The 22,090-nt window shown below is 49.0% G+C and carries 21 protein-coding genes; 10 read left to right on the forward strand and 11 right to left on the reverse strand.

Annotated features, from left to right (window positions below):
• The first annotated feature begins 248 nt into the window (after nucleotides 1-248).
• The 4 genes from AC50X8_RS32175 (at nucleotide 249) to AC50X8_RS32190 (ending at nucleotide 5,921) form a co-directional block, all read left to right on the forward strand.
• A complete protein-coding gene (locus AC50X8_RS32175; RefSeq protein WP_056042735.1) occupies nucleotides 249-542 on the forward strand; it encodes an AbrB/MazE/SpoVT family DNA-binding domain-containing protein in 294 nt (97 codons plus the stop codon).
• A gap of 1 nt (nucleotide 543) precedes the next feature.
• Nucleotides 544-936, forward strand: a complete 393-nt coding sequence (locus AC50X8_RS32180) for a type II toxin-antitoxin system death-on-curing family toxin (protein WP_056042737.1) — start codon at nucleotides 544-546, stop codon at nucleotides 934-936.
• A 371-nt stretch (nucleotides 937-1,307) separates the two neighbouring features.
• Nucleotides 1,308-5,015 (forward strand): S-layer homology domain-containing protein, encoded by a 3,708-nt coding sequence (locus AC50X8_RS32185; RefSeq protein WP_494883676.1) that lies wholly within the window; start codon nucleotides 1,308-1,310, stop codon nucleotides 5,013-5,015.
• 270 nt (nucleotides 5,016-5,285) lie between these two features.
• Nucleotides 5,286-5,921 carry an FMN-dependent NADH-azoreductase gene (locus AC50X8_RS32190; protein WP_056042741.1) on the forward strand — a complete coding sequence of 212 codons (636 nt, stop codon included), beginning with the start codon at nucleotides 5,286-5,288 and terminating at the stop codon, nucleotides 5,919-5,921.
• Nucleotides 5,922-6,009: 88 nt separating this feature from the next.
• Here the strand turns inward: AC50X8_RS32190 and AC50X8_RS32195 are convergent, their stop codons facing one another.
• The 4 genes from AC50X8_RS32195 to AC50X8_RS32210 form a co-directional block, all read right to left on the reverse strand.
• Nucleotides 6,010-7,326, reverse strand: coding sequence for an LLM class flavin-dependent oxidoreductase (locus AC50X8_RS32195; protein WP_494883678.1), 1,317 nt, complete (start codon nucleotides 7,324-7,326; stop codon nucleotides 6,010-6,012).
• Nucleotides 7,295-8,488 (reverse strand): MFS transporter, encoded by a 1,194-nt coding sequence (locus AC50X8_RS32200; protein WP_155973598.1) that lies wholly within the window; start codon nucleotides 8,486-8,488, stop codon nucleotides 7,295-7,297. The genes AC50X8_RS32195 and AC50X8_RS32200 overlap by 32 nt, the downstream gene beginning before the upstream one ends.
• Before the next feature lie 327 nt (nucleotides 8,489-8,815).
• Complete coding sequence (locus tag AC50X8_RS32205; protein ID WP_056042745.1) at nucleotides 8,816-9,232, reverse strand: GIY-YIG nuclease family protein; 417 nt, start codon at nucleotides 9,230-9,232, stop codon at nucleotides 8,816-8,818.
• A 67-nt stretch (nucleotides 9,233-9,299) separates the two neighbouring features.
• Complete coding sequence (locus tag AC50X8_RS32210; RefSeq protein ID WP_235533325.1) at nucleotides 9,300-10,073, reverse strand: DUF2087 domain-containing protein; 774 nt, start codon at nucleotides 10,071-10,073, stop codon at nucleotides 9,300-9,302.
• 181 nt (nucleotides 10,074-10,254) lie between these two features.
• On the opposite strand from AC50X8_RS32210, the gene AC50X8_RS32215 reads away from it, so the two are divergent.
• A complete protein-coding gene (locus AC50X8_RS32215; RefSeq protein ID WP_056042747.1) occupies nucleotides 10,255-10,605 on the forward strand; it encodes a PadR family transcriptional regulator in 351 nt (116 codons plus the stop codon).
• The gene (locus AC50X8_RS32220; RefSeq protein WP_056042749.1) at nucleotides 10,589-11,410 is read left to right on the forward strand and encodes a permease prefix domain 1-containing protein; all 822 of its coding nucleotides are present in this window, start codon (nucleotides 10,589-10,591) and stop codon (nucleotides 11,408-11,410) included. Before AC50X8_RS32215 ends, AC50X8_RS32220 begins: the two co-directional genes overlap by 17 nt.
• A 95-nt stretch (nucleotides 11,411-11,505) precedes the next feature.
• Here the strand turns inward: AC50X8_RS32220 and AC50X8_RS32225 are convergent, their stop codons facing one another.
• Nucleotides 11,506-12,738 (reverse strand): MFS transporter, encoded by a 1,233-nt coding sequence (locus AC50X8_RS32225; RefSeq protein WP_494859397.1) that lies wholly within the window; start codon nucleotides 12,736-12,738, stop codon nucleotides 11,506-11,508.
• A gap of 33 nt (nucleotides 12,739-12,771) precedes the next feature.
• Entirely contained in the window at nucleotides 12,772-13,854 is a 1,083-nt protein-coding gene (locus tag AC50X8_RS32230) for a lactonase family protein (protein ID WP_494859395.1), read from the reverse strand.
• A gap of 187 nt (nucleotides 13,855-14,041) precedes the next feature.
• Between AC50X8_RS32230 and AC50X8_RS32235 the strand changes: the two genes are divergently transcribed.
• Complete coding sequence (locus AC50X8_RS32235) at nucleotides 14,042-14,380, forward strand: LytTR family transcriptional regulator DNA-binding domain-containing protein (RefSeq protein WP_327204957.1); 339 nt, start codon at nucleotides 14,042-14,044, stop codon at nucleotides 14,378-14,380.
• 192 nt (nucleotides 14,381-14,572) lie between these two features.
• Nucleotides 14,573-15,580 (forward strand): aldose 1-epimerase, encoded by a 1,008-nt coding sequence (locus tag AC50X8_RS32240; RefSeq protein ID WP_494883681.1) that lies wholly within the window; start codon nucleotides 14,573-14,575, stop codon nucleotides 15,578-15,580.
• A 112-nt stretch (nucleotides 15,581-15,692) separates the two neighbouring features.
• Here the strand turns inward: AC50X8_RS32240 and AC50X8_RS32245 are convergent, their stop codons facing one another.
• The 5 genes from AC50X8_RS32245 to AC50X8_RS32265 all read right to left on the reverse strand — a co-directional run bounded on the left by AC50X8_RS32245 (nucleotide 15,693) and on the right by AC50X8_RS32265 (nucleotide 19,531).
• The gene (locus AC50X8_RS32245; protein WP_494883683.1) at nucleotides 15,693-16,151 is read right to left on the reverse strand and encodes a RidA family protein; all 459 of its coding nucleotides are present in this window, start codon (nucleotides 16,149-16,151) and stop codon (nucleotides 15,693-15,695) included.
• Nucleotides 16,152-16,183: 32 nt separating this feature from the next.
• Nucleotides 16,184-16,945: an SDR family NAD(P)-dependent oxidoreductase gene (locus AC50X8_RS32250; RefSeq protein WP_056043014.1), complete on the reverse strand. Its 762-nt coding sequence runs from the start codon at nucleotides 16,943-16,945 to the stop codon at nucleotides 16,184-16,186.
• Nucleotides 16,946-17,114: 169 nt separating this feature from the next.
• A complete protein-coding gene (locus AC50X8_RS32255; RefSeq protein ID WP_494883693.1) occupies nucleotides 17,115-17,849 on the reverse strand; it encodes an ABC transporter permease in 735 nt (244 codons plus the stop codon).
• Nucleotides 17,850-17,858: 9 nt separating this feature from the next.
• On the reverse strand, nucleotides 17,859-18,617 hold the full coding sequence (locus tag AC50X8_RS32260) for an ABC transporter permease (RefSeq protein ID WP_494883685.1): 759 nt from the start codon (nucleotides 18,615-18,617) through the stop codon (nucleotides 17,859-17,861).
• Nucleotides 18,614-19,531: an ABC transporter ATP-binding protein gene (locus tag AC50X8_RS32265; protein ID WP_494883687.1), complete on the reverse strand. Its 918-nt coding sequence runs from the start codon at nucleotides 19,529-19,531 to the stop codon at nucleotides 18,614-18,616. The genes AC50X8_RS32260 and AC50X8_RS32265 overlap by 4 nt, the downstream gene beginning before the upstream one ends.
• Before the next feature lie 155 nt (nucleotides 19,532-19,686).
• On the opposite strand from AC50X8_RS32265, the gene AC50X8_RS32270 reads away from it, so the two are divergent.
• Both AC50X8_RS32270 and AC50X8_RS32275 read left to right on the forward strand, forming a co-directional pair.
• Nucleotides 19,687-20,400 (forward strand): response regulator transcription factor, encoded by a 714-nt coding sequence (locus AC50X8_RS32270; protein WP_494883689.1) that lies wholly within the window; start codon nucleotides 19,687-19,689, stop codon nucleotides 20,398-20,400.
• Complete coding sequence (locus AC50X8_RS32275) at nucleotides 20,400-21,788, forward strand: sensor histidine kinase (RefSeq protein WP_494883691.1); 1,389 nt, start codon at nucleotides 20,400-20,402, stop codon at nucleotides 21,786-21,788. The genes AC50X8_RS32270 and AC50X8_RS32275 overlap by 1 nt, the downstream gene beginning before the upstream one ends.
• Nucleotides 21,789-22,090: the final 302 nt, after the last annotated feature.

Below are 22,090 nucleotides of genomic sequence, written 5' to 3' on the forward strand. Positions count from 1 at the left end.
GAAAGGAGGACGCAATAGGGGAATCCTCCTCCTTTAGCTTCGTTTGGATCCCCAAAATAAAGAGAAACCCAAGCGTCTTGGAACAAGACGTAGGGTTTCTCGACAATCTGACCATCCATATGAGGATGGTGTTTGTGCTTTAAATTTGAGGAGTAATTTGCTATTATGTACATACGTTATAAAAGTTATTACAGTTATAAGGTATAACAAATTGAGTATAGATCATACTTATAGAGATGAGAATATCAATGAATGGTGTGGTCAAAGTGACAAATAATAAACCAAATGTAACGCGGTATTCCCGCAAAATTGGACGAATGGGCAATAGTTTGGGAGTAAGCTTGCCAAAAAGCCTGGCTGAGAAGCTGAATATCTCACAAGGTGATGAGATCGAATTTATTGAGAATGATCGCGGTGAAGTGGTGTTGAAGAAGGTGCGGCAAGGTCAACTCCCAGATAATGTAAGACCAGAAGTTCTTGAAGCCTTCTTTGACGTGTTTGAAGAAGATGAAGGTATCCTTAAAGATTTAAGGGATCGATGATATGGCCATATTCCTAACCAAAGAAGAGGTTATTTCGGCCCACTACTTCATGATGAAAAAAATGAACGACGCAGACCAAGCAGGTGTGAAGGATCACGGCCTGCTGGAATCTGCGGTACATAGACCTCAGCAAAGTGTTTTTGAAGAAGATGCTTACCCCCATTTATTCGACAAAGCTGCAGCCCTACTAGAGTCGCTAGTTAAAAATCTTTGCTTTCACAATGGAAATAAACGGACAGCTCATCTGGTGACAAAATCATTCCTTTTGTTAAATGGAAAACATCTAAGAATGGAACGTGAATATGCCGTGGAGTTTATCGTAGATATTGCAAAAGGAATTCATTCGTTGGAGACTACTGCGCATATATTGAAAGAACATTCTGTAAGCAGATGAGCCAAAGGCGGCTTCTCAGGTGACATCAAATCCTTTACTACACCTATAAAAGCAAGCTTGGCGTAATCTTCGAAAAGGGGTCCGACTCCCTCGCCATCACAATGTAATCCGCAACCGCTTCGGTTGTGGATTTTTTGCATGTCAAGCAGCACTACCCCATTGCTAGGTTCGATCCCAATTTCCATTGCAGTAGATGATGTCCATCATGAAAAACCTAACCTATACATATTCAGGTTCTACTTATCAAAAGAATTATTAATTTTTCAACCTAAATAAATATAATTTCTTAATAGTTAATGAGTTTTAAATTTACATAGCGCTGTTATAGTACTCGTTGGACAATCATTTTATTAAAGGGAGTAGGAAAAGTAATGAAAATCAGAGCATGGCGCAAGGCAATAGTAACCTTATCATTGGTAACATTGCTGGCAGGAGGATTAAGTCCAGGTTTTGTTCAAAATAATCATGTCTATGCTGCAGATATGGTTACGCCCTCCGTTATAGTTGAGGATTTTGAAGATGGAATCTCAGATGTGAAATTTAATCCTAAACGGATGTATGACGCTACGCTGCACCTGGAGGATAACCAGAAGCATGTAAGAAATGGACAATATTCGGCTAGAATTGATTACGATATGATTGGCATAGTGGATAACCCGTCTCAAATCGAAGTAGGGTACAAAACAGGGAATATTCCCCTAACAGGTTACCCTACTAAAGTAGGCATGTGGGTTTATGGCAACAATGAAGGACATTTGCTAACGACAAAATTTAGAGATCAAGGCGGCTCCTCTTTCCAAGCAGAGTTTTATGACGCAAATCAAACGGGTATCAACTGGTCTGGTTGGAAATATATTGAGGCCGCTGTTCCACAGGGCAAGCCAGGTCCGATTGTCCTTGAATTGTTTTTCCAATTGAAACAATCGAATATGAGCAAAAAAAATAAAGGCTCGATTTGGGTAGATGATATTACCTTTATCTATGAGGATTTGGATGAGGATAAAGACGTACCTACCATTAAACCTATAGCCCCTGTGGAGAATGACGTATTAAACGCTCCGCTTGATGAATTAAAGGTCGAGCTAACCGATAACGGAGCAGGTCTAGATTTAGATACGTTATCGGTTCTTTTGGATGGATCGGATATTACACAAGGAGCAAACTATTCTTCTGACACAGGTTTATTAACCTATCCGGGAGCATTTGTGGACGGCGGTTATCATGAGCTTATTATTGACGTGAAGGATATGGCCGGCAACCCAGCAAGCAAAACATATGCTTTCACGATAAATGCAGGTGAACGTTTGTTCATGACTGCTGACGGAGAAGCAGTCAGCAATGAAATCTACCCTGTTCAAGTTAACATCAAAGACTACTTGAATGCTGAATCGGTAAAATTCGCATTAAATTATGATGCAAGCACTCTTCAAGTTGAAAGCATTACTCAGGCGGCTGGAGTTGCCTTAGACTCAGCTATCGACAATGATCACGGAATGGTTCAGGTAGCTCTTGATAACGTGACAGCCGCAACCCATGATGTCGTTACGGTTAACTTCAGAGTGAGCTCTCATGCCATTTTAGAGCGTGGTGAAAATTACAAAACCATAACTATGAGTAATCCTAATCTTACAGCGGGCGGAGTTCAGACTAGCTCACCGCTAGCTTCCCCCATCCACTATACAATCGCATTTCCATATCAGCTAGCAATGACGGGAATGGGTTTGGGCACATCGTCTACTTTTACTGTATTAGACCGTGAAGGCAAACCTTATGAAGGTGCGGATATTGTTTTCACTGGCTTATTAAAGCAAAGCTCGGTAGTTACAGTTAACACGGTAACGTCTAGTGTATATGAGGATGATGATACATCTTCTGATGTCTTAATGGTTGCAAAAGCTGGAGAACGCTTCTATGCTTCAGCTGAACCCGAGGATGGATTATTCGAGGTTATTCTCGCAGATGGCCAAACAACAGGCTATATCTCTGAAGCCGATGTTAGCAGTCAATTACTGAGTAGCAGCCTCGGTAAAACAGATGCTAAAGGACAATTAACGACAGACCTGACTACGTTGGCACTTGGAACCTATCAGGTTCAAGCTGTCATCGGGGATCAGAACAGTAAGGTTGTCCATTACGAAGTTGTGGAGCAGTACGGGACGGATGAACCGCAATATGTTCAGACCTATGTGACAGAGGATATGTCTTCACAACTGAGCGCCGCCTGGCAAACAAAACCAGATCAAACTTCTACTTATATTCAATACATCGAAGCTAGTGATTGGGGAACAGGAGAAAGCCCTGATTTCAACCATGTAAAACAACAGCATGCTGAAAGCGAGCTTCAAGTGCTGAGTATGAAGGAAAATGGAACGAAGGGCGAGATCCGCTTTCATAATGTCCTGATTGAAGGCTTGAAACCAGATACTGCTTACAAATATCGTGTAGGCTATGAGGGCAATTGGTCGGAGTGGCATAAATATTCTACTGTAGACCAGAACAAATCAACCCCGACCTCCTTCTTGTTTATTACGGATTCGCATACGAATCAATCACAAGGAATACAAGCATATCAAGCACTAATGACTAGCGCTTTGACACAATATCCATCAACGCAGTTTATTATGCATGGCGGAGATATGGTTGATGTAGGCGGCGCATTTGAAGAATGGCAGAAGTTCTGGCAAGCTTCTTCGGTTTATGCAGCAACACTTCCAACAGCTCTAACCTTGGGTAATCATGATGTGAAGAGCGAAGGTAAGGAAGTATTTACTAAAGGTGCTAATTTTCCAAAGAACGGACCCGCATCCCAACTGCAATATGCTTATTCTTATGAGGTCGATGACACTCATTTCGTCGTATTGAACTCAGAAGGCACAGAGGAACAAATGATTGAACAAGCAGCATGGTTGAAAGAAGACTTGGATCAAAATGATAAAAAATGGACGATCGCTATGTTCCACCGTCCTGCCTACCATACGGAAAATGGTCGGGAATCCCTTGTGGAGTATACCCAAACGTATTTTGCGCCTATTTTGGAAGAGAAGAAAGTTGATTTGGTTCTAGTGGGTCACGATCATGTGTATGCCCGCACCTATCCAATGCTGGAGGGCAAGCCGAATAAAGCTACAAATGAAGGTACTGTATACCTGGATGGCGGTGCTTCGGGCTGGAAATTCTATGATGGCACCCAGTATAATTATTTGAATTTTATATTTGATGAAGACGTTCCTGTATATTCCGCTATTGAAATTTCCGATGATAAGATTCGTGTGGAAGCACGTACGAGTGCAGGTAATATCCTAGATGAGTTTTCCGTTGTGAAAACAACGGATAATGAGCCGTCGACACCAACGCCAACACCTACACCGACGCCGACACCAACTTCGCCATCTACATCGACACCAGTAACAACACCATCGCCAGTACCGACGTCGACACCAGTACCAACGCCAACGCCGGCACAGACACCAACGCCTTCGACGCTGGTTTTCAACGACAAGGTTGATGTAGACGTAGTTAAGGCTATCGTAGAAAAAGAGCAATCTGCTCCTACCGTAAGCTTTACGGACGTTCCAGCAGCTTCATGGAGTGCAACAGTAGTCGAGCGTGCCGCTAAGATGGGCATTGTAACAGGGTACAGTGATGGCTCTTATCATCCCAATGAAAAGGTAACTCGCGCTGAGTTCGCCACAATGCTTGCGAAAGCTTTTGGCTTTGCGGATGCAAGCGGCTCTTCCTTCTCTGACACACAAGGGCACTGGGCCTCAGAAGCGATTGCAGGCTTACAGGCTAAAGGGATAATTACGGGTTACAGTGACGGTTCTTTCCATCCTAATCAAGAAATTTCCCGCGCTGAGATCGTTGCAATGCTTGCTCGGTTGACGAACTATGCTCCTAACACATCCAATCCTTTCTCGGATGCAACTGCGAATTGGGCCTCTGAACAAATCAGTGCTTTCGCAGCTGCCGGTATCGTAAGTGGCAAAGGCAACGGCTTGTTCAAACCGAATGAATCAGCTTCCCGTGCGGAGTCCGTTGCGATGATCATTCGCTTGTTGGATAAATTGCTCGCACAGTAAGTACAAAGTGATCATTTTCAAATAGCGGAATCCAAAACCATAGTCGTAACGAGGCTGTGGTTTTGGCGTTTCTGCTGTCCATCATAAGCTTGCCTTCGAGCTGAATTTTCATAAATAAATAACTCCACACAAGGGCAGACTTACTTAAGTCCACAATCGTCCCATCAAAAAAATAGTCTAACATTAAAATTAATAAATCACTTATTGAAATTAACTTAAAAAAAGTTATAATGGAGAAGTACCATTTAAATTTGAAGGGAAGTTATAATTATGTCTACTGTATTGTACATTACTGCACACCCGCATGATCACTCCACATCTTTCAGCCTTGCTGTAGGTGAAGAATTCGTTAACGCATATCGTGAAGCTAATCCTTCTGATGAAGTCGTTCGACTTGACCTGTTCAATCTTGATATCCCTGCTATCGATGCTGACGTATTCAGCGGCTGGGGCAAGCTTCAATCCGGCACTGCTTTCGACCAGCTTTCTGCTGCTGAGCAAGCAAAAGTAGCACGTCTGGGCGAGCTCGTTGATCAGTTCGTTGCAGCTGATAAATATGTTTTCGTTTCCCCAATGTGGAACTTCTCGTTCCCTCCAGTTCTGAAAGCGTACATTGATGCGGTTTCCGTTGCTGGCAAAACGTTCAAATACACTGCTGAAGGTCCTGTAGGCCTGCTTACTGATAAAAAAGGCTTGCACATCCAAGCTAGCGGCGGCGTTTATTCCGAAGGTCCTGGAGCTGCAATGGAAAGCGGCTTTAGCTACCTGAAAAAAATCTCGCTGTTCTACGGAATTCCTTCCTTTGAGCCGCTGTTTGTTGAAGGCATGGCTGTATCGCAAGATCAAGGCCAAGCCATTAAAGCACAAGCAATCGTTAAAGCGAAAGAAATCGCAGCAAGCTTCTAATTTTTCACTGCTATCTTTTCACTGCTTTAATAACAAAAACGGCCGAGATCGGATCTCGGCCGTTTTTTTGTCGTTGGTTGTGCTAAGGTCAATGCTTTACTGCATACCGATTACTCGGCACTTCAAGTCCTAAATTGCCGCGCAGCGTATCGCTCTCATATTCAGTACGAAATAGACCGCGCTCCTGCAAAATCGGAACGACCAGCTCTACGAAATCTGCCAAGCCGCCTGGGACGACCGTTCGAACGTTAAAGCCGTCTGCCGCCTCCCCTTCAAACCATTGCTGAATTTGGTCTGCAATTTTCTCCGGCGTACCGATAAACGAGGTGCGTGGCGTCGATGCCCGAAGCGCAACCTGGCGCAGCGTAAGTCCCTGCTCCTTTGCCTCCTGCTTGATTTTGTCCGTTGTGCTGCGGAAGCTGTTGCTGCCGATATTGCCAATGTCGGGGAACGGCTCATCCAGCGGAAACTGGGAAAAATCAAAATGATCAAAGTAACGCCCCAAATAAAGCAGCGCTTGTTCAATTTCCACAAGCTCAGCTATTTCCTGATACTTCTGCTCCGCCTCCGCTTCGGTTCTTCCGACAATTGGCCCGATCCCCGGGAAAATCAGCAGCTCGCCAGACTCCCGGCCCAATGCTGCCGCTCTTCCCTTCACATCCTGATAAAAAGCCCGCGCTTCCTCAAACGTTTCATGTGCCGAATAAATCGCATCAGCCGACCTCGCTGCTAAATCCTTGCCCGCTTCCGAGGAGCCAGCCTGGAACACAACCGGATAGCCCTGCCGAGAGCGCGCCACATTAAGCGGCCCCTGCACTGAGAAAAAAGCTCCTTTATGATGCAGCGTATGCAGCTTCTCCTTGTCAAAAAACACACCAGCCGCTTTGTCGCCGACAAAAGCATCATCTTCCCATGAATCCCATAAGCCTTTCACTACTTCCAAATGCTCTTCGGCTATTTCGTAGCGGAGCGCATGATTCGGATGCTCGCCCTTGCCAAAATTGAGTGCCGAGCCTTCCAGCGGCGAAGTGACAACATTCCAGCCCGCTCTGCCTCCGCTCAATTGGTCAATGGAGGCGAACTGTCTAGCGACCGTAAATGGCTCGCTGTAGGAGGTCGATAACGTCGCAACAAGGCCGATATGCGAGGTTGCTCCCGCGAGCGCTGACAACAGCGTCAATGGCTCAAACCGGTTTAAAAAATGCGGATTGGACTTCTCGTTAATAAACAAGCCGTCCGCGATAAACAGCAGATCAAATTTGCCCTGCTCGGCTATTTGCGCCTGCTTTTTATAAAAATCCAAGCTTACGCTCGCATTAATCGGCACATCTGGATGACGCCAAAAAGAAATGCTATTCCCTACCCCGTTTAAATTAGCCCCTAGCTTTAATTGTCGTTTTGTCATGACTTGCCTCCCTTATTCCCCATGCTGCTCCCAGCAAAGTAATGCCCGTTAATAAAAATACAAATGGAATACCGGCCCACCCGCCGAGAAATCCGCCCAGCAGCGGGCCTACTACAATGCCAAATTGACTGGCAGTTTGGCTCAGACTAACCGCTCTCCCCCGAAAATCCTTATCCGCATATTGGATAACGAGCGCATTTAGCGCTGGATACACAGCGGCGAAAAACAAACCGTAGCCAAAGCGTAAAATGCCAAAGCCGATCAGATGCTGCATGGTCAGTTGAAGCAAATTGCCAATGCCGCCGCCAATCAGCCCAATAAGCAGCACCTTGCCATAACCGATTCGCCCGCCAAGCCTCCCCCAGTAAGGGCCCATAATGACGGTAGCAACCCCTATCGCCGAAAATACTATACCCGAGCTGAGCTTAGCGTTGCTTATGCTGCCGCCAATTTGCACAACATAGAGCGTCACCAATGGCTCCAAAATCATGACCGAGGTGGACACCAGCAAAATCAGCCCATAGACCCGAAATAATTTGGAATTAAGCGCTGCCTGCTTCAAATCCTGAAGCACGCTCGGCCGTGCCTCGGTACGGCGCTCATGCACTTCTTTTACACCTAGAACAACGGTTGCTGAAATCAGCGTAATGATGCCTGATGCAATGAAGCATTCACGCAGTCCAATCCATTGGCTCAGCACGCCTCCGACAAGCGGACCTACAATGCCGCCAGCAGCGGTTGATGTGGAGATGACGCCCAGCGCGTATCCAACGTGTTTTTCCGGTGTGTTCGTCCCGACCAAAGCGAGCGAGGCGGGCGTAAAACCCGCCATCACCCCTTGAAAAATCCTCACAATGATAAACGTATAAGGATCATGGACAAAATAGTTCGCCACATGCGCGGCCCCAAGGCCAACGCCTGAACGGACAAGCATCAGCTTGCTGCCATATTTATCGGCAAGCGAGCCCCAGAAGGGCGCACATAAACCGCTGATCAGAAAGCTGATCGCAATGGAAACGCCGGACCAAGCCTCCAAACCTTTGTCGACACCCAAATCATGCTGCAAAAACAACGGGAAAAATGGCACCGAGAGCGTATATGCCATGTGATTGAAAAACAGCCCAAACCATAAAATATAAAGATTACGCTTCCAGTGAAGCACCGCGCCGCTCCTCCATTCGTTCCCGCCCTTCACCTCGTGTTCAATTTCCGATAATTCTCATTAACTTAATTGGTTTTAATATAAACAACACTCTATCACTTCCCATCTCTTACCGTCAATTTACTTGCTAATAGAAATTGTCTATGAGCCGATTCAGTTTATCGATTGAGCAAGCATCATACCTGCATGCAGCAGCATGCTGCAAAGCGGCAAGCATACAAAAACAGGACCATCCGTCCCCTTTCGGGCGAATGATCCTGCTCTCTTTTTTCGAAACGCTTTATGAAGCTTGCTTCATGCTCGCTTACCTAGCCTGCCGCGCTTAGCCTATTCCGGCTCGTTATAACAATCGACGCCTTCAGCCAGCAGCTTTTCCAGCCATTTCTGTTCCAGCTCTTCAGCCGCTTTTTTATATTTGCGCATTTGCTCGGCTGACGTGCCTCCCTGCTCCGCTGGGAACACATCCTTATAATCGTACAGCACCTTCTCTTCAAGCTTCATTTTCTCCAAAATATCAAATTCGAACTGCGCCGCTCCCTGCTCATTCCAGTCCATTTGCAGCTCATCATTTTTGTGCGTGCCAAAGTCCAGCTCAAACCGCACCCGATTTAATGCCCCATCCATATTGGAGGTCGAGCCAATAAACTTGCGTCCGTTTTGCGTATTCGTAATTTGATAGACGCCCATCACCCGTTCCTGCTCCATATACTGTGCCGTCAGCTGCTTGCGCTCTTCTTTATTCATCGCTGCTCCTCCTCAAATTTGTCTCTTCGTCCTATTCGTCCCCATCCATAAAGCTGCCTTGCCTCAGTCAGTTCTTAACCCAATATTCGCTGCAATCATCCGTGCGGTCAAGAAAGCCATATTCGATCAAATAGCGGCGCAGCGTCACATAGTCCGCTTCCCAGTAGCGTTTGAGCTGCTCATTTATTTCCTTCTCCGTGTACTTGCGCGATGCTTCAAAATCAGCTGAAATATGGCGCAAAATCGCCACCTTGCGCTTCTCCTTCCGTGGAAAAGAAGCAAGCGGACCATCCGGCCCCTGTGGAAAATATTGCTTCATGATCAACTCGTACTCATCCTCGGTAATTGCATACCGTTCATCAACCTGCGTCGCTGTGCGGTGGATCGGCATAAAACGCGGCGTATCTGCGGACACTCCACTCTCCATCAGCTCAATAGCAGCAAGCAGCAGCTTCGCCTGCTTCGCTTTCTCCTTCAGCACAAACCGATGATTGCGAATCGTCGATGCGCTGCCGCCTCCCGAGCTTTTGACGATTTCCGCATCGGACATGCCCGAGGCAAACTGCCGGATGAGCTGCTTTTGCAAATCGGTCAGCCCGCTCGCCTTCTTATCCAGACCGAGCAAGTAGTCGAGCATCGAGCCATGGCTATGCTGAACATGATATGCTGCATATTTGCGGGCTTCATACCATTTATCACTATCCGGTACTCGAAACACTTCTCCGTCCTCAAAGGCTGCTCCACACACGAGACAGCTATATCGGCCTTCGTCTTGAACGAATACAAAGCCTTTCTTTAGGTCGGCAAGCTCTGCTGACCAGAACAAATCATTTTGCGACAAAACAAACACCACCCAAATGAAAACTATTATTTTATAGACATAATAACATTTTGTTTGGTTATTTTCAATATCCATTTCAAATGCTCAAAGAGCATAAATGATTTCGCTATATTTTATTTTTTATAATACCTTGCATTATATAGTATTATAATTTATATTCATTTCAGGGGGGATGAACGTTTTGGAAATTAACAAGGAAGTTTTGAAGGGGCATATCGATACGATCATATTGTCCTTGCTGCACAGCCGGGATCGCTACGGTTATGAATTAGCTAAAAATGTGCGCGACCAGAGCGCCAATCAATTTGATCTAAAGGAAGGCACCTTGTATTTATCGCTCAAGCGGCTGGAGAAAAATAAGTGGATTACATCCTATTGGGGCAATGAGCAAGGGCCCGGCGGCAGACGCAAATATTACAAGCTTACCGCGGAAGGCGTAGAGGGCTATTTGGTTAAACGCTCCGAATGGGAGTTTCTGAAGCATATGATGGAATCATTTTTGCAAGGGGGAGACCATGTTGAAGGAAATTGAAGTGTATGTGAACAGGTTGTATCAGCATGCGGCCGGGAATAAGAAGGAAATAAAAGAACTGAAGGATGAAATGCGCAGCCATCTAATGGAGGCCGTACATGAGTTAAAGCAGGAGGGCAAATCCGAGCAGGAGGCCGTTCATCTGGCTATTGAGCGATTTGGAGGAGAAGCCGAGCTGCAATTGGTCATTGGACAGCTGTTTCAGGCACAGCGGATTTTCGCAAAAAGAGTGCTGTACACGGCGATTTTTTTCCTAATCGCCAGCCTTCTCACCGTTTTCATCATCTGGGTAGATGAACTCGGAAATAACAACGAGAACCGCGCTATTGCCGATCGTATTTCTGACCTGCTAGGGACTCAGTCCAGTATTACCGCTGATCAGCAGGAGCACATTAAGCAGCTGGCGCAATCCGCTGGACAAATTGCCAGCATTAAAGTGTACAAGCTTGATAAGGTCGAGCGAAGCAACGGGGAATCCTCCGATTTTAATCCCGAAGGCGCTATTCCTGACTATCAATATGATACGTCCGTCCCTATTTTTGAATGGATGGATTACTACTACTCACTTGATCAGGAATGGTTCATTCATATTAAATCCCGCCATTTCGCTGGAGTGTTCGATGCCGTCCTTGTTGGCGGACTTACAGCCTATATTGTGCTTTTCACCATTTGGGCCATTATCAACGCCTACCATCATAGAAGGCTTAATACCGGTTGGATAATCGTCTTTACTTTATTTAACGCAGTCGGCTATATCGCTTACCACCTCATTAGGCGAAAAGCGCGCTTGAACGCTGCGAGTTAAATCAGCAGTCTTACAACCCACCCTTTTGTATTATTCAAAAAAAAGTCTCCAAAGCCGCTCTAATCCACGGTTTTGGAGACTTTTTCATTCGCAACTTAGTTCCGCCGATCCTTCGGCAGCAAAATGCCGAACAGGCCGAGCAGCGGCAGCACGCTGGAGGCGTACATCACCTGCGCAATGCTGTAATGGTCGGCTGCTGTGCCAAGCACGATTGCTCCCAAGCCGCCCATGCCGAAGGCGAGCCCGGTAATCAGCCCGGATGCCATGCCGACTTTGCCTGGCATTAGCTCCTGCGCATAAACGACGCTGACCGAGAAGCTCGATTGGAGAATGAGGCCAAGCAGCGTAATAACCGGATACACCCAAAAAATCGGCAAATGCGGCAAAATGACGGTCAGCGGTGCTGCCCCAGCAATTGAGAACAGCAGCATCCGCTTGCGCCCGAAGCGGTCGGACAGCATGCCGCCGAGGAACGTTCCAGCGACGCCCGCCGCCATAAACAGAAAGAGCGGCACCTGCGCGGCGCCAATCGACAATCCATAATCCCGCTGCAAATAAAATTGGTAAAAGCTTGTGAGCCCAGCTGCATACCAAGAGCGGGCAAACACCATCACGAGCAGCAGCACTAGCGCAATGGCTACTGCTTTCGTGCTGAGTGTATCCGCATTTGCTGCTGCGCCGCTCTGTTTCGCCTTGCGATCGGCGAGTCCTTTCGCTGCGAGCTCCGCCGCGTACCAAGGCACGATGCGCAGCAGCAGGATAATGCCTGCCAGCGCCAGCAGCGTCCCCCATACGGCGCCTCGCTGCCCAAGCGGGACGAATATAAAAATCGTCATGAGCGGCGCTAGCGCTTGTCCAAAATTACCGCCGACCTGATAGATCGACTGCGCCAGACCTCGTCTGCCGCCCGCAGCAAAATAAACAACCCTCGAGCCCTCGGGGTGGAATACCGCTGAACCAAAGCCAACGAACACGACAGCGAGCAATAGCGTCCAGAAATTTGGCGCATAGGCGAGTCCCGCCATCCCTGCCATACTGCAGCACATGCCGGCGATAAGCATCCACGGTGCAGGCTTTTTATCCGATAAAATGCCAATAACCGGCTGCAGCACGGAAGAGGTCATATACAGCGTAAACGTAATCCAGCCGATTTGTCCGAACGTTAGACCGAGCGATTGTTCAAAAATCGGGAATAGGGCTGCGACGACCGACTGCATTGAATCATTCAGCAGGTGGACGCCGCTAATGGCGAATAATATGCCAAATAACGCTTTATTTTTCGTATCCATCGTTTTAATCGGTTTGCTTAATGTATCTACATTGGACATGCCGCCCGCCTTCTCTCACTGATTGTGCTGTGTTTAACCAATCCAGACGAACACAGGACTCGAAACTTGTAAAAGCTCGCCCTCAGACGTCAGCATACCGCTGCCTGCATCAACCTGATAGCTCAAAAGGTGATTGGTCTTCTGGTTCGCCACGAGCAGCCTGCTGCCATCAGGGGCAAGTGCAAAATTGCGCGGGCCTTCCCCGCCGCAGGAAATATGCTGCAATAGCGTTAGGCTGCCATCAGCCGCATTCACTGCAAATACCGCAATGCTATCATGGCCGCGATTGGAGCTGTACAAAAACTTGCCCGACGGTGCCAGCGCAATATGCGCCGCATCGTTGTAAGCATTAAACCCTTCAGGCAGCGCGCTAATAGTCTGCACCAGCTCCAAAGAGCCTGCATCCTCTCCATTCTTTCGCAGCACCGACACCGTCGAATCCAGCTCATTCATCACATAGACGATTGGCAGCTGCTCATGCAGCGCCAAATGCCGCGGCCCTGCTCCCGCATGCAGCTGGTAGGAGGACGCAAGCTGAAGCGGCTCTGCTGCCTGTGGATTGTGGCGGTAAATAAGGATGGAATCCGTGCCGAGATCCGTTATGTAAACATAAGGCGATGGCCCGCCGAGCGGCAAAATCGTATGGGCATGCGGCGCATCCTGACGGCCCGCATTTGGCCCAAGCTCTCCCTTGCTGCCGACAACTGCTGCCGCCGGCTGCAAAGAACCATCCTCTGCAAGCGGCAGCACCGCTGCATTTCCCCCTGTATAATTAGCTACGAATACCGAATGGCCATCCGAGCTGACATAACAAGGATGCTCGCCATGGGTAGACTGGCGGTTCAACTCGCTCAGCTTGCCGGTTTCCGGGTCAATCGCATAAGCAGCAACCTCTCCGCCCGGCACGCCGTTCGCCTCCGCCGTTTCACTGACCGCATACAACCGGTCCCGTGCTTCATTCACGCTCAAAAATGATGCATTTTCAATGCCTGTTACCTGCTGAATCACATTCAGCAAGCCGGATTCGCTATCCTGTTTCGCTACGTAAATACACGGCTCCGAAGCACTGCCATAGCAGCCGATATAGACGATTCCTGCGAGCTTATTTGCTTTCAATCGTATTCATCCTCTCGTACTCTCATTATGTAAGCGTAATTTTTATATTTATAGTGACCATAGCACAATGAAAATAAGCAGACAACCGTTTTCGAAAAAACGCTTTCCAATGTCTTCTGCCCATGATATAATGTAAGCGCTAACAATTTTCCGTTTTCATTCTCATTTCTTGAAGGGGGCTTATGGAATGATGAATACTGGATTGAACGGTGAACGCAACATTTACGAGGATTTTGAAATTGAGTCGGACGTCCTTTTTTTCAAGGTCGGCATGCCCGAGCTCGTCAGCTTCCACGGCAGAAACTACAATATAAAGAAAAGAATGACCGGGGACCAGATTCGCAAGCTGATTGATGACAGCCACTTTTATCAAGTGAGCTCCAATTGCTACATTAACATTCGCAAGGTGAAGGCGATCACGGACGGCATTGCTTATTTCGGAACCGATGCATCCGACTCCAAGAACGTCCCTATCCCTAGACGCAAGCAAACCGTCATCAAGCAGCTCTTAGGGCAAGCGCAGTAATCGGTTAACAGGCAAATACCGCACAGTACACTAATAAACGACGTCCATATGCGCACGCAGTCGCCGTTCATTCACACACAACCGCCGTATACCGTGTCTAACGGAATACGGCGGTTGTGTGTTTACATTGATCCTGTTATTCTAATCTGGAGCATGAATCGCCAAATATTCGCCAAATTTAAGGAGGCTATTATGAGCAAGCAAGGACAAGCGCTTGAGCAAGCATTTCATGGAGAACCAGCCGTTTGGCTAAAATGGGGCGCCTACGAGGCTGCGGTTTTGCCCGCAGTAGGGGCTAACCTGATTGCGTTCCGCGATGTGGAGAAGGGCTATCATTTTTTGCATGAGCCAGCTGAGAGTGAAATGGCCGCATTTAAAGCAAGTCCCGGCACTCACGGCATTCCCGTGCTGTTCCCTCCGAACCGTTATCAAGATGGCACGTTCACAATGAACGGCAAGACGTATACGTTCCCAATCAATGAGCCAAGAACAGGAAACCATTTGCATGGCTTCGTACATACGGCTGCATGGGAAGTGCTGGACTACGGCACACTGAAAACCGAAAGCTTCGTGCTGCTTCAAATCGCAGTGGATGAGCAGCATCCGATTTATACGTATTTGCCGCATCGTTTTGCGATTACGCTGCGTTATTCATTGAGTGATCAAGGACTATTTCAACATATTTCCGTACATAACCGCGGGAACGACGCTATGCCTTGCCTAATCGGCTTCCATACAGCGATCAATGCGCCTTTTGCCCCACAAAGCTCTTCCGAAGACTACAGCTTCACGCTGACAGCCGGAAAACGCTGGGAGCTGAACGAGCGCATGCTGCCAACCGGACAGTTTTTGCCGCTTAGCAGCGACGAGGAGAAGCTGAAGACGACGGGCGCTTCTCCTTATTTTGAGCCACTGGACAATCACTATACGGTGGAGACGCGCAATGGCCGCAATCAGATGGAGCTCACAGATGCCCGCGAGCAAGTGACTTTGGTCTATGATGCAGGAACAGCCTATAAACAGTGGATGGTGTGGAACAGCAACGCCTCCGGTCAGTTCTTCTGCCCTGAGCCGCAGCTTAACCTCGTCAATGCACCGAATGTCGATTTGCCAGCAGACGAAATCGGCCTAGTCAGCCTGGAGCCAAACGGCATCTGGGAAGAGACGAGCCGCCTGTATGTGAAGCCAGCTGCCAAGTAATAGGCAGCAATAATATAGGAAAAAGCCGAAGCCCCGCGTACGAGCGGGTGCTCCGGCTTTTTTTCATGAAAGGAACAGCGGTATCTTCAGCACAGGGGCTTTAGCGCGCACCCTACTCCTCTACTTCAAAAATCGAATCCACAATAATCGGGAGATTATTTCTTACTGAAACGGCTCCGAGTACGGAGCGGGCATGGCTTCCTTTTTCCCCGAACACATCCATCATTAAGTCCGAGCAGCCATTCAGCACCTTGTGATGCTCTTCAAATTCAGCTGTCGCATTGACGAAGCCTTGAATTTTCACGACCCGTTTTACTTTATCGAGAGAGCCCACTGCTTGCTGCAGCACAGCGAGCACCTCCAGCCCCGCCTGCCGGGCAAATTCATAGCCTTCCTCCGTAGAGAAGTCTTTGCCCAGCTTGCCTTTCGGGTTTCCAGAAGGCCCCTTGCCGGAAACAAACAGCAGTCCATTCACATTTACAAAGTTTGCGTATTTAGCCGCCGGCTCGCTCGCCGCTGGCAGCACAATATCAAGCTCAACAAGTCGTTTGCTAATCGTAGACTCGGACAAGAGAACTCCCCCTATCGATTTATGTAGCTTAATTAGATGGCTGGCATAACATTTCCGCCATTGACCGGCACATACGCCCCCGTAATGAAGCTGGACAGCTCGGAGGCCAGAAATGCGACTGTGTTGGCAATTTCCTGATCGCTTCCCCGCCGCTTCAGCGGCACATTTTTCTCATAGCCTTCATTGCGCTCGCTGCCTGTCGCACGGTCCCGATCGCTGATCGTCCAGCCCGGTGCCACTTGATTGACCGTAATGCCGCTCTCGCCAACCTCTTTGGCAAGCACGCGGTATACGCCGTCCATGCCTCTTTTGCCTGCTACGTAGGCCGATTGGCCGGGCGCATTTTGCATGGCGCATTCCGTATTAATGCCGATAAAACGGCCGCCGCCGCGCTCCACCATTGCCGGAACGAATGCTTTGGCCAAATAGACGCTTTGCATGACGCAGGATTCGAACTGGCTTTCATAGTCCTCCACCGGCTGCTTCAGCACGCTTTCCCATTGGTACTGAATGACGGCATTTGCCACGACAATGTCCACATGTCCAAGGCTTGCCGCTGCTTCCGCTTGAAGTTTATCCACATCGCCTTGCTTCGTAATATCTGCCTGAACCGTAATCGCACGTCTGCCCAAGGCCTCAACCTCCTGCTTCAGCTCCAGCGCCTTGTCCTCATTGCTCCGATAATGAATGACGATATCCGCCCCGCAATCTGCGAGTGTTCTAACCATTACGCGTCCCAAATCTCCAGTTGCTCCGGTTACGAGCGCGGTCTTTCCAGTCAAGTCGAGTTGCAGCATAAACGTTCAGCTCCTTTGTTCATTCATCATTCGTCGTTCATCATTGGTAACGCTTCCCTCCTAGGCTACCATATCCTTGTACCATGCGTATATTTAAAATTTCAATATTGTGCTTATTTTGACGAATGATGCCTAATGCTGTTCATGGGTCCGCTGGCGATGGGCTTTATGCCGAAACGTCAGCCGTTCGCAGCCGATAAATGGCAGCGGCGCTGAATGCAGCTGCATAAAGCAAATTCACAATCACAACCGTTAGCTGCTGCTGAGGCGGCAAACTCTCCGGGCTAAGCACGCCCATTCCAATCGTCAGCAGCGAATGCGGAAAAAACAGCCCGGCCTTCGCTACATACATGCCCAGTCCCAGAAAAGTTGCCCCTAGCCCGATTCCTACGGGGACGGCAAAGCTGCGTATCCGCATGGACAGCAGCAATTGGAAGCTGCTGATCGTAACAGCAGCCAGCCAGCCCCGCACCAGCCAGCCGAATAATTCTCCCGGCAATTCGGAGAGGCTTAATCCAACCATCGTGCCCCCTATTATATACAGCAGGACAAACACCACTTGTACAAAAGCCGTCAGCATGCTTGCTGTAAAAAGCTTGGCCCAAAAAATGCTGGCAGCCGGAATCGGCGCTGTCATCATCATGTTCCAGTTTTTACCTGAATGCTCCAGTCTGCACAGATAGGCACAACAAATAGCGATCAGCACCGGAAAAAAAAACTCGCCATAAAACAGCCCGACTTGCGACCATAAGCTATACCAGCCATTTTGCAGGACACCCTGATTCATATAAAAATTACCGCAGCCCATCAGAATACTGACGATCGGCAGCGCTATCAATACGATCCATAGATGCGAATGGCGCAGCTTCAGACATTCAGCGGGAACTACCCTTTTTAGCATAAACATTCTCTACACCTCCTGCCTGGATATATGCCATCGGCCTGCTCCATAGATCAACAACCCCATGAATAGCAGCAGCCCCAGCAACGGAAGCCCCGCCCCTAAATCACGTGCTATAAATTCAAGCTGATTATCCGTATAGCTCTGGGCAACCGGACTAAGTCCCGAATAATACGACCAAATGAACAATGGCCTTATCGCACTCGGAAACAGATCAGCAGCCATGCCAATGAACCCGCCAAGCATACCGAGACATAGCGCGAAGGCCTGATTTTTAAGCGCCATGGATAACCACTGCTGCAGGGCAATGACAGCCAAGTGGGCAGCCATCGTTCCAGCAAGCAAGCGTCCTAGCAGTATAATAGGCACCACTTCTTCAAAAGCATTTATTTTGCCGAAGCCGATTAGCGCCAATACTTGCACAAAACAGGCAAGCAGCAAAATAAGCGCCACACAGCCATATTTGGCAGCATATAACCTCTCCCGCTTGACAGACATGGAAAGCAGCAGCTTCCACGTATTGCCTTTATGCTCTATATCACAAATACGCGATACGCAGATCGCTGCGAGAATAGGGGCAAACAGACCGTTCAAGGATGCCGTCATCGCAATAAGCGGCTCCCAGCTGGCCTGATCAGGATTGCGGGCGATGGACATGCTTGTTGCCATAAACGCCCACCCCATTTCCACCCCAATCATCAGCAGTACCGTCAACCCGACGTATTTTCGGCGCAGCTTGTAGCCTTCCAGCCAAATCGAGCGAATCATAGGCTGCGCTCCTTCCCCGTCAATTCGAGAAACAGGCTCTCCAAGCTTTTTTTATGCTCTTCAATGCGCAGCACGTCAATATCTGCTGCAAGCAGCTCCCTATTAATTCGCGCTATCTGGGCATCTGTCAGATGACGCAGCCGCAGGAAGCCATCCTGTAAAATCGGCGCAAACCCTTGGGCAGCGAGCAGCGAATGCGCCATTGGATTTTGGCTCGTCTTAAAGGCAATCGTCGGCAGGCTTTCATTTCGCAGCTCATCCAGCTTGCCTTGGAACAGCATTTTACCTTGATGGATAATGCCTACCGAGGTGGCGATCTGTTCGATTTCCGACAATAGATGGCTGGATATTAACACCGTCATTCCCAAGCGCTGCGGCAAAGATTTAATCAGCTCGCGGATTTCACCGATACCTGCCGGATCGAGCCCATTCGTCGGCTCATCCAGCACCAGCAGCTTAGGCGAAGCCAGCAGCGCCATCGCAATGCCTAAACGCTGCTTCATGCCCAAGGAATACTGCGATACTTTTTTATGCTGCTGCTGCTCCAGCCGGACAATTCTCAGCGCCTCCCGCACATGACTGCCAGGCATATTCCGCAGCCGCTGCACGACGCGCATGTTTTCTAGGCCCGTCAGATGTCCGTAGTAGGAAGGGGATTCAATTAGAGAGCCCGTTTGGCTTAAAATAAGACGGCGGTGCTTGGCCAGCTCCTTGCCGAATACGGTCACGCTGCCCTCCGTCGGCTGGGCGAGCCCAAGAATCATTTTTAATGTCGTCGATTTCCCGGCTCCGTTCGGCCCAAGAAAGCCATAAATCTCTCCCTCTTCCACCGATAAATCGAGCTTTTCGACGGAATAGCTGCTGCCGTATCGTTTGGACAGGCCGCGGGTAGATACAATCGCTTGCATCGTCATTCACTCCAATCTTGATTTTGTCAATCAAGCATAACGATGCCGCCTTGCTGTAAACTGAAGCTAACCTTACGCCAGCCTTAAATCGGGCCAATGGCGGCCCGTCACGCTCCAAAACCAGCAAAAGCAAGGTATACTAAAAATGGGTGATGAACAATATGGAAGACTTAAAACATAAAAAGCTGCTCATCGTCGATGATGAGAGCGATTTGAGGGAAATGGTCGAAGGTTTTTTACGTAAAGAAGGCTTTACCCGCATTTTCCAGGCAGCTACCTGCGCGGAGGCACTGCGTACCATTAGGTCGGCCAAGCCGGACCTCGTCCTTTTGGATATTATGCTGCCTGACGGGGACGGGTTCTCTCTGCTCAAGTCGCTTCGGCAGTTCTCAAGCGTTCCGGTGCTGTTTCTATCCGCCAGAGGAGAGGATGAGGATCGTTTGCTCGGCCTTGGGCTAGGCGCCGACGATTATATGGTGAAGCCTTTTTTGCCGCGCGAGCTGCTGCTGCGTTTGAGCGCGATTTTACGGCGAGTATATGCACCATTCCGTCAGGAGCAGCGCCCTATTTTTCAACTTGGACCCCGTGTCATTGATTTGGAAAGCGGCATTGTGCGGACGTCCAGCGAGGAGGTTTCTTTAACCGCTAAAGAGCTTGTTCTGCTAACCAAGTTTTATGAAAACCGGAACCGCATTGTGACCAATGATGCCCTTTGCCAAGCAGCGTGGAGCGATGATTATTATGGGTATGAAAATACCTTAATGGTTCATATTCGCCGCATTCGTGAAAAAATAGAAGAGATGCCCTCCAATCCTGAGCATCTGCTAACTGTTCGCGGCTTGGGATACAAGCTGCTGGTCAAGGGGGAGGAATAATGGGAGGCACCGTTCGTATATTAAAGCGTTTTATTGGGGCGACGATGCTCATCTCGCTCTCTTTGCTCGTGCTTAACTTTTTGCTGCTGCTCATCTGGGTTAGTACAGGGACGGTCGAGGGGAGTTCGCCAGCCGCGGTTGTGCGGCATACGGCTGAAGGGCTGAAGGCTGCGAATAATGGGTATGTTCTTGAGGCCGAAACAGCGGCACTGCTGGATGACCAGCAGGTGTGGGCGATGTTAATTAGCCCGGCGGGGCAGGTTACGTGGGGGCACAGCTTGCCCGAAGAGCTCCCTGCCCACTATAGCTTGACGGATGTCGCCAAGCTTTCCATGAGCTACTTGATGGATTATCCCGTATTTGTGTGGGAGCATGCAGACGGACTTATCGTGATCGGCTATCCGAAGGACAACCTTGTCAAATACCAGCATATACTGCCGATCGACTGGGTCAAAAATTTGCCGCTGCGCGCCCTGCTCCTACTTATAGGGAACCTAGTGCTGGTGCTGATTGTGGCCCTGCTGATCGGCTCACGGCTCCTGCTTTCCATCCGCCCGCTAACGCAGGGCATACAGGCGCTTGCCGCGGATCAGGAGGTGCAGCTTGAGCCTAAGGGAATGCTCGCTGACCTTGCCCAGTCTGTCAACCATGCCTCATCGCTGCTGCATCAGAAAAATGCTTCGCTCAAAAGCAGGGATGAAGCGCGATCCAACTGGATCGCTGGCATTTCCCATGACATTCGCACCCCGCTTTCCATGGTGCTCGGCTATGCCAGCGAGCTGGAGGAGCATCACGAAGTTCCGCCGTTGCAGCGAAAGCATGCGGGGATTATTCGTTATCAAGCAGAGAAGCTGCGCACCTTAGTAAGCGACTTGAATCTCGTTTCCATGCTGGAGTATGAAATGCAGCCGCTCACTCCGAAGGCTTTGCGGCTGGCAGCACTGACTCGCCAGGTGGCTTCCGATATGATTAATGCGGGGCTTGAGCCCAGCTTTACGCTCGAAATGGACGACATAAACGAAACCGCCCAAATATACGGGGACGAGCGTCTGCTGCTGCGCGCCATGACCAATCTCGTCCACAATGCGATCCGCCATAATCCACAGGGATGCGACATCAGGCTGCGAGCAGAGCTTGCGGCCGACAAGCATACGTGCCGCTTCATTGTATTAGACAATGGACGAGGCATCCCGCCGGAAGAGCTGGCCGATGTGCTGGAGCTGCCTTTTTCCGCAAATCGAAAATATGCCAGACCTTCCGGACATGGTCTCGGGCTGCCGATGGCTTTCCGAATAGCCAAAGCCCATCACGGGCGACTGACGTTAACTAATGGGCCTGGAGCCGGACTCACCGCCGAGCTTGAGCTGCCTTGCTTGGAAGCGCGATAAGCTGTTGTGTGCTAGGAATACTCTAGAGGTTAAAAAGCTGCTCCCTGCACCTGGATCGACTTGGCGGACACAGCAGCAGCTATTTTAGCAAAATCATGGGTTATGGCACCTTATACGGACTCAGGAGCCGCTAATACGCTGATTTTCGCCATTTTGATGGGATAATGAGGGCAATAGCGGATTTCCTGTAGCTAGAATAAAAAGTGGACACAGCGTTAAGGAACGCCTAATAATAGACGTAACGAAAAAGAAGAGGTGTCCGCGAGTGGGAGAACAACGGCAACGATACAATGAAGAATTCA

The organism is Paenibacillus sp. JT22N15, from assembly GCF_059383755.1.

Bases quoted from the DNA above. Each gene is read 5' to 3' on its own strand.
- AC50X8_RS32175 (WP_056042735.1), top strand. From the start codon at position 249: ATGAATGGTGTGGTCAAAGTGACAAATAATAAACCAAATGTAACGCGG.
- AC50X8_RS32180 (WP_056042737.1), top strand. From the start codon at position 544: ATGGCCATATTCCTAACCAAAGAAGAGGTTATTTCGGCCCACTACTTC.
- AC50X8_RS32185 (WP_494883676.1), top strand. From the start codon at position 1,308: ATGAAAATCAGAGCATGGCGCAAGGCAATAGTAACCTTATCATTGGTA.
- AC50X8_RS32190 (WP_056042741.1), top strand. From the start codon at position 5,286: ATGTCTACTGTATTGTACATTACTGCACACCCGCATGATCACTCCACA.
- AC50X8_RS32195 (WP_494883678.1), bottom strand. From the start codon at position 7,326: ATGACAAAACGACAATTAAAGCTAGGGGCTAATTTAAACGGGGTAGGG.
- AC50X8_RS32205 (WP_056042745.1), bottom strand. From the start codon at position 9,232: ATGAATAAAGAAGAGCGCAAGCAGCTGACGGCACAGTATATGGAGCAG.
- AC50X8_RS32220 (WP_056042749.1), top strand. From the start codon at position 10,589: ATGTTGAAGGAAATTGAAGTGTATGTGAACAGGTTGTATCAGCATGCG.
- AC50X8_RS32225 (WP_494859397.1), bottom strand. From the start codon at position 12,738: ATGTCCAATGTAGATACATTAAGCAAACCGATTAAAACGATGGATACG.
- AC50X8_RS32235 (WP_327204957.1), top strand. From the start codon at position 14,042: ATGATGAATACTGGATTGAACGGTGAACGCAACATTTACGAGGATTTT.
- AC50X8_RS32240 (WP_494883681.1), top strand. From the start codon at position 14,573: ATGAGCAAGCAAGGACAAGCGCTTGAGCAAGCATTTCATGGAGAACCA.
- AC50X8_RS32255 (WP_494883693.1), bottom strand. From the start codon at position 17,849: ATGCTAAAAAGGGTAGTTCCCGCTGAATGTCTGAAGCTGCGCCATTCG.
- AC50X8_RS32260 (WP_494883685.1), bottom strand. From the start codon at position 18,617: ATGATTCGCTCGATTTGGCTGGAAGGCTACAAGCTGCGCCGAAAATAC.
- AC50X8_RS32265 (WP_494883687.1), bottom strand. From the start codon at position 19,531: ATGACGATGCAAGCGATTGTATCTACCCGCGGCCTGTCCAAACGATAC.
- AC50X8_RS32270 (WP_494883689.1), top strand. From the start codon at position 19,687: ATGGAAGACTTAAAACATAAAAAGCTGCTCATCGTCGATGATGAGAGC.
- AC50X8_RS32275 (WP_494883691.1), top strand. From the start codon at position 20,400: ATGGGAGGCACCGTTCGTATATTAAAGCGTTTTATTGGGGCGACGATG.